This is a genomic window from Vibrio alginolyticus NBRC 15630 = ATCC 17749 (genome assembly GCF_000354175.2).
GTDB classification, from domain to species: Bacteria; Pseudomonadota; Gammaproteobacteria; order Enterobacterales; family Vibrionaceae; genus Vibrio; species Vibrio alginolyticus.
In genome coordinates this window covers 886,246-899,226 of sequence record NC_022349.1, presented here as the reverse complement: position 1 = coordinate 899,226, position 12,981 = coordinate 886,246, and the positions used below count along the sequence as shown (strand labels likewise).

The following is a 12,981-nucleotide window of genomic DNA, read 5'->3' as shown; positions in this document are numbered from 1 at the left end:
TAGAAATTTTAATGGAAGTGTTATGTTTAGAGTTGTGTATGAATGGCGTGTGCCAAGTGAAAAAATGGATGAGTTTCAAAATATATGGCGTTCGACGACAGATTCAATTCATCAGTCAGTAGAAGGGGCGCTTGGTAGTTTTATGCTTCGTTCTTACGATGTACCGGAAAAGGTTTTAACTATTGCCAAGTGGCGAACACGTGAAGACTGGGAGCTGTTTTGGGGAACTAGTAACCCAGAAAAAATGAAGAAGATGAGTGAAATTGCAGAGCGTATTTCAGTTGAACCATTCGATGAAATTGAAGATAGAACTAAGTAGGGCAATAGAAACGTTAAAGTGATGCCTAATGAACAGTTTGGCGGACAATATGAAAGACAACCTTAACCAAGGAATAGGGTTATGCAGATTTTAATCGTTGGAGGTAGTAAGGGTCTAGGAAGGTTCTTGGCTACGAACTTACAGGGTACAGAAATTTATGCGATTTCTAGATCAAAGCTAGTTGAGGAGGGAGTCGCTTCTGCTTGTATTGACGTTGATCCCGGTAAAAAGCCAGATTATACGTGCTTCAAAGGTGTAGAGTTTGACATCATAGTTTATTTGGCGTCCATGTGGGGAGAGTCTTCAGAATTGACAACAAACGAACTGATTGAGTTTATGAATGTTGGCCCGATTGGGTATCTTAATTTAGTCAATGAGCTTAACGCTTTAGGTTCACTTAACGATAAATGCAATATTGTATCTATTGGCTCTACAGCAGAGCTTTCAGAAAGTAGTGAATACCCTGCATTCGCCCTCAGTAAAAGATTACTCAAAGATATTTCTAGCCAGCTGCAAAACGTTTATCGTGATTACCGCTTTACTCACTTTACAATAGGTGGGATCGGGCATGCTGAAGAGGAACGTATTGAGTATTCGAGTGTTTTGGAGATTATAAATATGCTAACCAAGCTTGATCCAAACACATACCTTTCAAATATGCATATAAAGTCCAAGCTAGGAATGTAGCTCTCAAGCTGTATTACGTACCTGCTTCTATGGTTTGGCATCATGTGCATTCTTTTTATTGAGCTATGGTTATAACTCCAATGAAAGGAGTTTACTTATGTCATACATTGATGGGTTTGTCGCTGCAGTGCCGACAGCGAATAAAGAAAAGTATATCGCACACGCAAAAATAGCAGCAGAAATGTTCAGGGAGTTTGGGGCCTTAAAGGTTGTTGAGACGTGGGGGAGTGAAGTACCAGATGGTGAGATCACATCATTTCCCATGGCAGTTAACGCTGAAAGCAACGAAACCGTTGTGTTTTCGTGGGTAGTCTGGCCTTCAAAAGAAGTTCGGGACTCAGGGTGGCAGCGGATCATGGGTGATCCTCGAATGAGTCCAGACAATAACCCAATGCCCTTTGATGGAAAGCGTCTCATTTATGGCGGATTTGATGTTATTTTGGAGCAGTAAAATACCAAAGAATCTCAACTCGATTCGTGACACTTGGTGTTTTAATCAGTATTACGCTTCTGATGTACGTTCAATAGAGTATTCCGCGATAAGTGTTGATAAAACTCCACTTGGAGGCTTAGAGTAAAAATGGAAGAGATAAATTATTCACTGATTGTCGTATCAGCTATCGCTGCCATCGCTAGCCCCGGACCTGCAACTCTTGCGATAGCAGGCACGTCAATGAACCACGGTCGACGCTTTGGAGGGTATTTGGCTGCAGGTGTTTTAACGGGGTCTTTATTTTGGTCAACCTCAGCCGCTTTTGGTCTCGCAACCATACTCTATAGCAATGTTTGGCTTTTTGAAATTCTTAGATATTGTGGGGCATTTTATCTTTTATTTTTGGCTTTAAAGTCCGTACATTCTGCCTGCAACATCGAGCAGCTAAAGTTACCCAAAACATACGTAACGACAGAGAAGGGTAACTACTTAACCGGAGTGTTAATTCACTTAACTAACCCAAAAGCTATTCTGTTTTTTGGTGCGCTTTATTCGATAGGGGTTCCTCCTACGGCCAGTCCGTTGGAATTGTTGTCGGTCATTTTTGTTGTAGGGCTGGTTAGTGCTTTGGTTTTCTTTGGCTATGCTTTTCTTTTCGCGTATAAAAAGGTCAGGCAAACCTATCTCAGATCCAAAGCAGTTTTTGAAGGCGTGTTCGCGTTATTTTTTGGTGTGGCAAGTATTAAGTTGCTGCTTAGTGAGGCAGGAAAATGAAGCAAAAAAGGCTTGAAGAAATAAGAATAGATAATCTATCTGATTTGACGGTCTATTAAGTATACTAAGTAGCCGATTTGTTAACTTCCATAAGAGCTGCTGGCTAGAAAAAGCTTACAACCAAACGATGCTAAATATTATCATTCAAAGGGCTAACAAAGGCCCATAATTTAATTCGTATCACTGTTCATGATTGTGCTCTTCGCGCAGTGCTGTAGTATTAGTAACGTGTTGTTAATACTAAATATAACCAATTGAAACCTGGACGTTGCATTACTTGTAGTTCGATGAAATGTTATCCCGCAAGACGTTAATTTGGAGAAAAGAATGGATTCAAACTCACTATTATTATTTGTTGTCGCTTGTCTCGCTATCAACATGATTCCTGGACCTGATGTAATTTATATTGTTTCCAATACGATGAAAGGTAAATTATCTGCTGGGCTGAAAGCGGCTCTGGGGCTTGGTGTAGGTTACTTTTTTCATACACTAGCGGCATGTTTAGGTTTGTCAGCAATAATTCTGAGTTCATCTTTGGCTTTTAGCGTTGTTAAATGGTTAGGGGCCGCTTACCTAGTTTATTTAGGTGTTCAGTCATTACTGTCCATGTGGCGTGGAGAAAGTAAAATCGTTGAAAACAAAAATGTTGATAATAATAAAAATGTGTTTGTTCAGGGAGTTATCGTCAGCGTCTTGAATCCAAAAGTAGCGCTATTCTTCCTATCATTTCTGCCTCAATTTATTGATACGTCTGCAAGCTCAACATCAATGCAATTATTAGTACTTGGCTTGCTGTTCAGCGTACTTGCGACGACATGTAACGTTTTGTACGCCTCTGTGGGTAATTGGGTATTTAGTCGTCCACACTCTCAGCGTTATTCAAGAACTCTTGAAGGTGTTTCAGGTATTCTACTTATCAGTCTAGCGAGTAAAGTGGCATTTAGTGATCGTTAGATACAGGGCATTTTATTCTCGTGATTATTATATGGCTAATGTTTGCTCAATCTATACGCTAAATGAGTGCTATTGCATAGGTTGAATCACAAATTTCAAAAATACCAATAAGTGAACGTATTTATTTATAGTATGGTTGGCGCGATTTTATCGTAGCTAGGTTAATAACATGAAAAATAAAGTAATTCTGTGTTCCGCATTCCTTTTGGGTTTGTCAGGTTGTGCTTCTGTTCCTACTGTTGATTCGACAGTATCAAATCAAATGAAATCATTTGAAGCACCTCAAAAGGGGAACGCAGGGATTTACATTTACCGAGAAGATGCTTTTGTCGGAGCAGCGCTTAAAAAGTATGTTTACGTCGATGGGGAATGTATTGGTGAAACCGCTCCTGGTGTATTCTTCTACCATGAGGTCGAAGGCAATAAAGAACATCAAGTAAGTACAGAGTCTGAGTTTTCTGAAAATCACTTAACTATCTTAACGGAAGAGGGCCGTAATTATTTCGTTAATCAATACATTAAAATGGGTGTATTTGTTGGTGGTGCGGGCGTAGAACTCGTAGACGAAAGCAAAGGTAAAGCAGAAGTACTAAAAGTCGACATGGCAGAAAAAGGAAACTGTTCTTCGATCTAGTTTTACAAACAGACCGCTTTTTAGATTAAAAAACACATTATCAATGTAACCCAACGCTTGATGAGATCCATTCAGCGTTGGGTTTTGTATTTTTGGCAAACAGTATACCTATTTTAGACCGCATGATTTGCCACCTCCTAGCTTGAGCCAATTTATCGTTCAAAGTATCTACTTGTGAAACGTGAATTTTCGAGAGTATTTCGTAGGGAGCAATCCTACAAACGCGATTAACTGATATGCCATTCCATCATTAACCTTGTCGAGTGTATTGCTAAACTAGGTAGCGGTGTGTCTCCTCTCATTAAACAAATAATAGGTATATCGGTTTTAGCTTCTATGCCTTTACATCATGCATTCGGAGCGCAATTTAAAATCAAAGGGCTAACACCAATATTAGAGAAAAATCTTGAAAGTCACCTTACACCACTAACGAAACTCTCTGTTTCAAACATTACCTCAAATCGACTAACGCAGATGGTTAATAATGCGTTAAACCCTTATGGTTACTACCATTCCGAGCTCAATGTTCAGAGATCAGAGAATGATTTCATCACGCTTGAGGTTGACGCTGGGGAGGTGATGTTGGTCAAAAAATCTAATATTGCTGTGTCGGGAGAGGCCAGTAACGATCAGGATTTCATCGAACTAATCAATCAAGCTCAACTTAAACAAGGGCAGCCGTTGCTTCATTCTGAGTACGATACGCTAAAGCGAAACTTGATCTCATTGGCTCAGCAAAAAGGTTATTTAGATGGACGTTTTATCGAATCGTCTTTGGAAGTCATTCCAAGTTTGAATGAAGCCCATGTGAACCTGCATTTCTCTAGTGGTTCTCGTTACCAATTTGGAGAGCTGTCTGTTCTTACGTCGGGTATCGAAACGGCTCGAATAGAAGCGATGAGAACATTTGAGCGGGGCGACGATTTTGATACTTTGAAATTGAGTCAATATCAGGCCGACCTATCCAGTACTGATTGGTTTCGCAGTGTGATTGTGAAAGCGGATTTCGAGGAGATATCCGATGGCCATAAGGTGCCGATAGAAGTGCTCGCAGAGCCGAATTCACGCAATATTGTGCAAGTCGGTGGTGGGTATTCGACAGACTTGGGATTACGCGCTTCGCTAAACTGGACCAAGCCATGGTATAACGCAAGTGGGCACAGTTTTGAGGCACAAGCGTACGCTTCCAAACCGGAACAATCGCTATTACTAGGTTATAAGATACCCACCAAAAATGTTCTAACTGATTACTACGGGATTCAGTTTGAATCTAAGCATGTCGACTATCGGGACACATCGAGTTTTTCTAATGATTTATCGTTTGAAAAGCACTGGCAGTTAGACGGTGATTGGCAAAGCACCATGCACGTTCGTTATTTGCAAGAAAGTTATCAACAAGCGTCGGAGAATAACGAATCACAGTTGTTATTACCGGGGGTGACATTTTCACTGCTTGATCGCAAGAACGATCAATTAGAAGTAAAGCACCGTCACGTCTACTCACTGGAATATTCGGATCCCAATTTTTTCTCCGATTCTCGTTTGCTGCGTATTGAGGGCAACAGTGTTCTGTCATGGGATATTAGTGAAAAACACAAGTTTCACTTTCGTTCCAATGTTGGCATTAATGTCGCTGACACTTTGAGCGATATTCCATCATCATTACGCTTCTTTGCGGGAGGTGATGGCAATCTTCGTGGTTATGGTTATGAGTCTATCTCTCCGAGAGATGAAAATGGCGATTTAACGGGTGCTCGTTACATGTTTACTGCTGGGCTGGAATATCAATATCAGGTCTACCGCCAACTGTGGCTTGGGGCATTTTATGATATTGGTGATGCCTTCAACGATAGGGTGGATTGGAAAAGCGGTACAGGGCTGAGTTTGATATGGAACTCAAAATACGTGCCTGTCAAAGTGGACTTTGCTTATGGTTTAGATACTCCGCAAGGAGACCAATTCCGCGTTCACTTCTCACTAGGCACGCAGTTTTAGCGGGCATTAAAAAGGCTCTCATCCTTGCAGATAGAGAGCCTTTTTAAGTCTTGATTGTTTAGAGTTCGAACTCACCATTCAGTTTCTTGAATATCCAGTTAGGCGCCTTATGCCATCCACCATAGTTTGGATTCTTAGTATGGATCTCATTCATTGATTGCCACTGAGTTTGGCCTTGTCCATCTCGAGACACTCGCCAAAAAAGTTCATCTTGTTGTCGAGTTAAGTAGTGCATGACATGTTCTGCAAAGGCTTCGCTTTGGACCAACACACCAAATTCCACATTGAGGAAATCCGATCTTGGGTCGAAGTTTGATGAGCCGATATAAGTAAGCCGATCATCGAGTATCACCGTCTTGTTGTGATAATAAGTATCCGCATGGAAGTAATGGTCATCATTTTTCGCTTGGTTTTTGTACTCAAGTAGATGAACGCCCTTATCCAACAAGGTTTGGCGGTGCTCCTCGTAATAAGCCGGAATAAAGCCAGAGTCATTAGATGCAGACGAGTTCGTCATTAACGTGATGTCCGCTTTTTGCTCCATCAAGGTATCAATAAAGGCAAATTCACCATCGCTTGGTACCACATAAGGCGTTGATATCACTGCTTTGGATGCAGAGGTTATTTGTTGCCAAACTTGGTGTTCTGCCCGTTTTCTAAAGTAGGGTTTGTTGTTTTTTAACTTGTCTAATGAGTCGAAAACGGGGGTGACTTGCGCAGTGATGAAGTTGGGATTGGTCAGGTGTTTAACTTGTTTTTCAACTTCAGCCAGAATGATGCTTTTGTCTTTCTCACCTTTATTAAGCGCTTTAGTAAACGTGGAATAGTTTGGGGTAACGTTAACGATGTTTTCTATTGGCGTGACATGCTCGCTGTCCCAAAGTTGTTGGTAGTTCTGGTCGAACGCTCGAATAATGTTGCCTTTGAACAAGACATCCATATCAAAGAAGTTGGCTTTGCGGCTGTAACCAAAATAGTCGTCGCCAATGTTGCGTCCACCTAGAATCATCCATTGATGGTCGACGTTGAAGTACTTCTCGTGCAGACGATTGTCCAAACGTTGTTGGTGAGTAGAGAAGTTGACGGCGCGACCAATCCAACCTGACTTACGTGAATCAAACGGATTGAATAAACGGATTTGAATGTTGTCGTGAGCGCTGAGATCAGCAAGCCATTTCTCGTTAAAAACCAATAGATCATCGAGAGTGAGTCGAATTTGCACGCCTCGATCTGCTGCTTGCTTGAGTTCATTGAGTAGCATCAAACCAAGCGTGTCACTCTCCCAAGAAAAGTAAGTCATATCGATGCTTTGCTGAGCATTTCTAACCAGTTCAACGCGACGCGCAAAGGCTTCCGGAGCGTTAGGAATTAAGTAAACTTCGGCTTGATGCTGAGTAGTTTGCCAATTGGCTTCAAAATCCGGTTCAACTTGCGGGTAGGGCTGGGCACAGCCAACCAATAGTGCGCTGAAGATAAAGAGTAGCAGGGCACGAAGGGCGTTAGGAAACATGAGTAAACCTTCCTAATGATGTTCAAGGAATAAGGATGAAAAAAGCCAGTGAACTGGCTTTTAGGTATTTGGTAACGAGCTATTAGTGACTGAAGATAACGTTACATGTGACTCAGAATCAGCCCAAGTTCCTCGAGACCGTTGAGGCGACCTTGGCGCAGTTTTGGATCGATGCCTGAGTGATGAGCATTGTCCCAGTCTTGTGTGGATTGAATACCGCCATCGTTATCGATCAGCAATACTCGGTCAGTCGCGCTGTTGTATTGGAAGTCCTCAAATAAACGTTCGCTAAACCACATACGAGAGAGCTCGTTCATCATTGCTTTGTCTTTGCTACCTGGACGAACACTTGAACCATCAAGCTTTAATGCTTTATTAAACACAAATGGTAATTCCGATGCATTGCAAGCGCCGACAATACAACTGATGCTTTTGAGTAAATCGCCAACGTCGAGATCGCCATTTTCACCTTTGGTATTGTAAGTCCATACGTTGAATCCAGGTTTGTAGTCAAAGTAGTAGAAGCTTGGCGTTGCCCCTGTTGCTTCTTCAGTTGAAACTTTATGACGGTTTGGACCCGTGAAGAGCAAATCATGCAACGTGGTTTTGAATTGCTGCATGTTTTTGGCCGCGCCATTCAGTTCGCTTTCATCGTTAGGGAAGAAGTCAGTCAGAGCAAGTAACTCCGTGGTTGAATCGGAGTTCCCCAAACCGAAGAACAACTTAGTCATCGCCTCATAAGCGGTGCTAGGCAGCAGTTCCAATAAGTCAGAAAGATCGAGTTCAATCGAAGCTGAATCGTTGAGTAATGAACGATATTCAGCGCGTAAACGGTTTAAGTTCGTTTCCGATTCTAGCCACTCCACCATGTATTCGACGATTAAGTTTTCGTCACCACTTTCAATGACTTCTGGCGCTTCTTGGCTCAAGATTTCAGTGATAGTTGGGATCAAAAATGTCAGGCTCGGTAGCATGCCCAGAGTATTGCTTTCTGCACTGTTTGAGCCAATTACCGTCGGTACGATCCATTCACTCTCAATGGCTTGCTCAGTAAAGTGATAGCCTGGTACTTCTTTCACTAGAAACGCTGGTGGGCGATGCTCGATGTAAGGCGCAAATGGCATCAATGTAGCTAATGGGCTGTTGTCGCGTGTTGGGCTTATAACCGGAATATTCACGGCGGTCAGTACCCAGTTCTTAAGACGTTGAATAGGATCAAGCATCTCGCTTTGTACCTTCATGATCTCTTCAAGTGGTAGTAACGCAAGATCTTCAACGCTTTGCTCTGGTCTTTGGCTCTTGGCAACATCGTAACTTTTATATTCAAAGCCGTAAGGGTTGCTTTGCATGATGGCACGTTGAAAGTGCTCACCTGCGATTGCAGCATCGCCTTTTGATTGCTGTAAAATTCCCACCGCCATGGCACCCGCACCTTGACCCATGAGTGTCACGTTTTGCGGATTGCCGCCGAATGCCTCTATGTTTTGTTGAACCCATTCAAGCGCGTGTTTTTGATCGCCTAGACCAAAGTTACCGCCTTCAGGGTTGTCCAAACCATCGATCCAAACACTGCCTAGCAAGCCCAAACGATAGTTAAAAGTAACTGCAATAAACGGGTTACCATCGTCAGCACCTTGTGCAACCACCATATCACCATGAATCAGCGGTTCTGAGCCTGCGCCGTATTCAAAGTCTCCACCGTGAATAAAGACATAAACTGGCAAATCTGCGTACGCTTCTGTCCCGGTTGGTCGCCAAATGTTTAGGTTCAAACAATTTTCTGACTGCGTTTGAGTCGTGGTTTTTAATTGCGGACACGCATCACCGAACTGAGTCGCATCAATATCGCCTTCAAGTGGGGCTACAAGGCTGTGCTTAAAGCGGTCTGCTTGCGCAAATTGGATACCTTTGAACGCCTCTACCGCTGCCAGTTTTTCATCCGCATCAAGCGGTGTGATGACAAGGGACTCTTTGGTCGCTTGAATGGTTGCATCGCCAATTTCCAAAGCGATTTGCTCTGGTGGTAAGGGTTGTAGTGGCTTCGGGCCGTTAGGAACGCTAGGTTTACCAGAGTCATCACTGCAAGCTGCTAAGGCAAGAGTGATGGTAATGGCTAAAGTTGAGCGATTGAGTAAAGTCATTGTTATGTCCAAAAGTCATTTGGTGCGTACACCGAAAATGTTAAACGGCATCTAACAAGCGACGTCCTGACGCTTTGGCATTAATCCGTGAATGGTTGGATGGCTTGTTGTATTGATGGCTCAAATGGTAGGACATCGGCGACAGTTTCAGTAATCGCCTTTGTAGGATGCAGTCCTACCATCGTCTAGGGGCGGGCTCTTTATGAGAGCTAGAAACGGTAACCAAGATTTAAGGTTACTGACTCTCGAGTTTCCCCTTTGTTATAGAGAAAGGTCAGGTTGTAGTTTTTGCCGATTTGCTTATTGAAACCAGTCAAAAACGCCCATTGATTAAGATCTACACCAATGTCGTAATCGAATTCGATATCACCACTTTTTACATGCCCGTCCATTCGAGCGTCCAGTCCTTGATATTCTGCTCCGACAAAAAACTGCGTGCGATAATCGACAAGTTGATAACCCAACATCGGCTGTACAGTAACAATACCATCGCCCCAATCATCTAAGCCCTTTAAGCGAGTTTGCGAATAGGTACCAGTGACAGAAGCAAAGAATTCTTTATAGCCAACCGAAAGGGTTGTACCTATACCACGAAGGTCATATTCCAAATGCAGCGGCACGTCTAGGCGTCCGCGACTACAAAGTGCAGATAAACCATCGCAAAACTTATCACCTAATCCTGGCAGTTTATCGTTCAGCTTATCTTTTATGTACTGGCCACCTTCACCCGTGTAGGCGGCATCAACATTGGCATCGACATTAACTTTTCCGATGTAACCAAATACATTCCAAAATGGCAGGATGTTTACATCGCCACGAAGCGTCATGCTCTCAGCACTCACGATGCCGACACTGTCTTCTGGATCAAACAGTTCATTAAGGCCGATGCCTTCAATCGTGAAATCATTAAATGGAATATTCATATCTTGATTTCGATACGCTAGCGATACACCAAACGGCAGAGGCAAATCGATACCTTGACGACGAACCATATCACCCATTAAAGGAAAAACGCGGTCTAGCTTAACACTGGCTTCTTGCATGCGTGGATCAGAGACCTCATTCAAGCGTTTTTCGTCTAGTACTTGCACGCCAAGCTTATCTTCATAAATCGCTACCGGTTTTACGCTGCTCATCATTTCGAGGGGTTTATTTTTCTTTGAACCAACTATCTTGGTGTTTTTACTGGCAATCGCAATTTTGCCTGATGTTAATTTCTGGAAGAGGATCTCTTGATCGTAAGAATCCACTTGGTAGTTGTGATGTGTGAACGGTTTATCGTTGGTAATGACCATACGTTTCGGTTCACCATTAACCAACTCAATATCAACGCTTAAAAAGCGAAAGTAGGCGATATCTTGAGGAAGACCGTATTTTGAGTAATTAAAACTGATGATCACATTACCATTCTGATCCTCTTTGGCTCTTACTGATGACGGATCAAAACTCTCCGCGTAGTTTCGAAGGCGGTATTCTGTTCGTGTGAAAGCTTCGATCTCATCAAGTACTTTTTCATTTTCATCGAGTTGTTCAGGGTTGTACTTGATACGCAGATCAATGTTGCCTTTGTTATCGGTGTTCTTAACCAAGTAGACGGACGAATCGCGAACGCTATCACCGATTTTAACACTTCGGTGGGCATGCTCGACCAAATGCTCGCCTTGAACTAGAGAGCTGATGGCCAGTTTTGGTAAATCATGACTGATACCGTATTTGTCGAACAGTGCTCGGCCTTGCTCGATTACTTCGTTGTAGGTCGTCGTCTCTTCAGCGGCGAAGCCAAAAGTGGGGGTAGTAAGCATTAGTGCGCTCGCGAGCACAGTAAGAGAAGACGTCTTGCCGGCGCGTAATTCAAAAAAACTCATGACAGTTTCCACTCTGAATAGTCTCAAACCTTCGAGACTCAGACAGTTAATGTGTCACTGAACTTCTTGTTCAGTTAGATAGATGTGTTTGCTGTGATTGACGTTGTGAATGCAGAGTTTTCGATTGCATTTCGTGAATCAATGAGAGGATTTTATGAGGTGAAGAGAGATTCCGTTAATCGCTTTTGATGGATACTATCCTCGCTTTATGGGTGAGGCAGGAATAGGGCAGTGAACAAAGCAAAAAGCCCCGCAGAGCAAAAGCAATGCGGGGCTTTAGTTTCAAGAACGGAGGTGACGCTTAGGCCGTGACGCGAACACGGAACAGATCAGTAAACAACTTGGCAATCATCAAAATGATCATAATGTTTACCAGCATCAGCAAGGGCGTTTCAATTCGATATGCTGGGGTTAAATTGAGCGCTCCTGATGTCAAGACAACCAATAAGTTAATACCTAGAATTCTGTGTACCATCAGCTTTGGTGTGGAAAATACCTTCCAAATTACGATGATGTTGATGAAGTAGAATAGCCCAAGCTGCCAAAGCTCGGTCATCATTGGCATTAGGAAAATGTATTGCAATAGAATCACCGTGCCAGTGCCTATCACACCAAAAAATGCATCTTTAATAATGCTTGGTGGCATAGTAGGAACGATTGAAGAGAACACGCCAGCTAGCATCGGAAAAATGAAACCTCCGGGTACGGGCAGATAAATCCAGATCAACAAAGAAGTGACGAACATGGATACACCTTGCAATACCTTTCTGCCGTCTTCATTCAAATGCTGGATAAACGTTCGATGCTCGTGATGCCAAACTGTGTTTTTCTCTCTTTGCATGACACAAGCAACGTGACCGATGAGAGACGTACTTGGATTTTTAATATCAAAGCTTTGAAGTTGCTGTGCTAACGTCGACCAATCGATCTCATTACGTTGCGGCTTATCGGCTTGCTCTAGCAATCGGTCTTGGATCTGTGCCATCTCATTTAAACGCGCGCGCCATAGCTGACGATGCTCTTTCAAGTGGTAGCTGCCAGTAAGTGGTAAGCCGACCAGTTGGAATAACTTTTCTATGTTGGCGGTGTTGGTCTCAAGAGCTTCAGTATCTATATCATTGGGCGATTTCATAGCGTTAAGCATCGCCTCTCTGCTGGCCTCAAAACGTTGAATGAAGTTTTGTTCTGTACTGACTGGCCAAACTAATCGGTACACAACAGAAAACGTGATCACACCAAGAATCGTCTCTTGCATGCGAAGAACAGCGAAGTGGAACGTTGCTTGACTATCAAATCCTCCCATACATGCGATGATGGAGCACACAGCAAAACCGATAGAGAACACATAACCATACTTTTCGTCGCTCGACATAAAAATGCACGCACCTAAAAACAAGGTGAAGAAGGTGAGAAACAAAAAGCGATCTTGAGAAAACGTCGTGATGAGGAAAAAGGCATAACCGATGCCAAGGAGGGTTCCTAATAAGCGATTATGACCTTTGTTTATTGAGTGAGCGAAGCTTTCATTTAATGCCATTACCGCGACTGCGATCGCTGCCCAATACGGTTTCTCCCATTGAAACCATAAGGCAAGGCAGATCGCGATAACGATAGACAGCGCAGCTTTGATTGCTTCTTTGGTTGAGGCATTAAACATACATTCCACCGC

Annotated in this window: 11 protein-coding genes; 7 read left to right on the top strand and 4 right to left on the bottom strand. The window is 42.9% G+C overall.

Annotated features, from left to right (window positions below; translation table 11 throughout):
- The first annotated feature begins 22 nt into the window (after window positions 1-22).
- From N646_RS03865 to N646_RS03835, 7 genes are all read left to right on the top strand, one after another.
- Window positions 23-319 carry an antibiotic biosynthesis monooxygenase family protein gene (locus tag N646_RS03865; protein ID WP_017821463.1) on the top strand — a complete coding sequence of 99 codons (297 nt, stop codon included), beginning with the start codon at window positions 23-25 and terminating at the stop codon, window positions 317-319.
- Between the two features lie 81 nt (window positions 320-400).
- Window positions 401-1,006 carry a hypothetical protein gene (locus N646_RS03860; RefSeq protein ID WP_017821464.1) on the top strand — a complete coding sequence of 202 codons (606 nt, stop codon included), beginning with the start codon at window positions 401-403 and terminating at the stop codon, window positions 1,004-1,006.
- A 97-nt stretch (window positions 1,007-1,103) separates the two neighbouring features.
- On the top strand, window positions 1,104-1,457 hold the full coding sequence (locus N646_RS03855) for a DUF1428 domain-containing protein (protein WP_017821465.1): 354 nt from the start codon (window positions 1,104-1,106) through the stop codon (window positions 1,455-1,457).
- A gap of 129 nt (window positions 1,458-1,586) precedes the next feature.
- Entirely contained in the window at window positions 1,587-2,213 is a 627-nt protein-coding gene (locus tag N646_RS03850) for a LysE family translocator (protein ID WP_017821466.1), read from the top strand.
- A 327-nt stretch (window positions 2,214-2,540) separates the two neighbouring features.
- The gene (locus tag N646_RS03845) at window positions 2,541-3,167 is read left to right on the top strand and encodes a LysE family translocator (protein ID WP_005377098.1); all 627 of its coding nucleotides are present in this window, start codon (window positions 2,541-2,543) and stop codon (window positions 3,165-3,167) included.
- A gap of 169 nt (window positions 3,168-3,336) precedes the next feature.
- The gene (locus tag N646_RS03840) at window positions 3,337-3,801 is read left to right on the top strand and encodes a DUF2846 domain-containing protein (protein WP_005377099.1); all 465 of its coding nucleotides are present in this window, start codon (window positions 3,337-3,339) and stop codon (window positions 3,799-3,801) included.
- A 336-nt stretch (window positions 3,802-4,137) separates the two neighbouring features.
- Entirely contained in the window at window positions 4,138-5,796 is a 1,659-nt protein-coding gene (locus tag N646_RS03835; protein WP_021033916.1) for an autotransporter assembly complex protein TamA, read from the top strand.
- A gap of 58 nt (window positions 5,797-5,854) precedes the next feature.
- Here the strand turns inward: N646_RS03835 and N646_RS03830 are convergent, their stop codons facing one another.
- The 4 genes from N646_RS03830 to N646_RS03815 form a co-directional block, all read right to left on the bottom strand.
- Window positions 5,855-7,306 (bottom strand): phospholipase D family protein, encoded by a 1,452-nt coding sequence (locus tag N646_RS03830; protein ID WP_021033915.1) that lies wholly within the window; start codon window positions 7,304-7,306, stop codon window positions 5,855-5,857.
- Window positions 7,307-7,407: 101 nt separating this feature from the next.
- Window positions 7,408-9,447 (bottom strand): carboxylesterase family protein, encoded by a 2,040-nt coding sequence (locus N646_RS03825; protein ID WP_017821370.1) that lies wholly within the window; start codon window positions 9,445-9,447, stop codon window positions 7,408-7,410.
- 209 nt (window positions 9,448-9,656) lie between these two features.
- The gene (locus N646_RS03820; RefSeq protein WP_017821369.1) at window positions 9,657-11,312 is read right to left on the bottom strand and encodes a hypothetical protein; all 1,656 of its coding nucleotides are present in this window, start codon (window positions 11,310-11,312) and stop codon (window positions 9,657-9,659) included.
- 301 nt (window positions 11,313-11,613) lie between these two features.
- Complete coding sequence (locus N646_RS03815; protein ID WP_017821368.1) at window positions 11,614-12,969, bottom strand: FUSC family protein; 1,356 nt, start codon at window positions 12,967-12,969, stop codon at window positions 11,614-11,616.
- Window positions 12,970-12,981 lie beyond the last annotated feature (12 nt).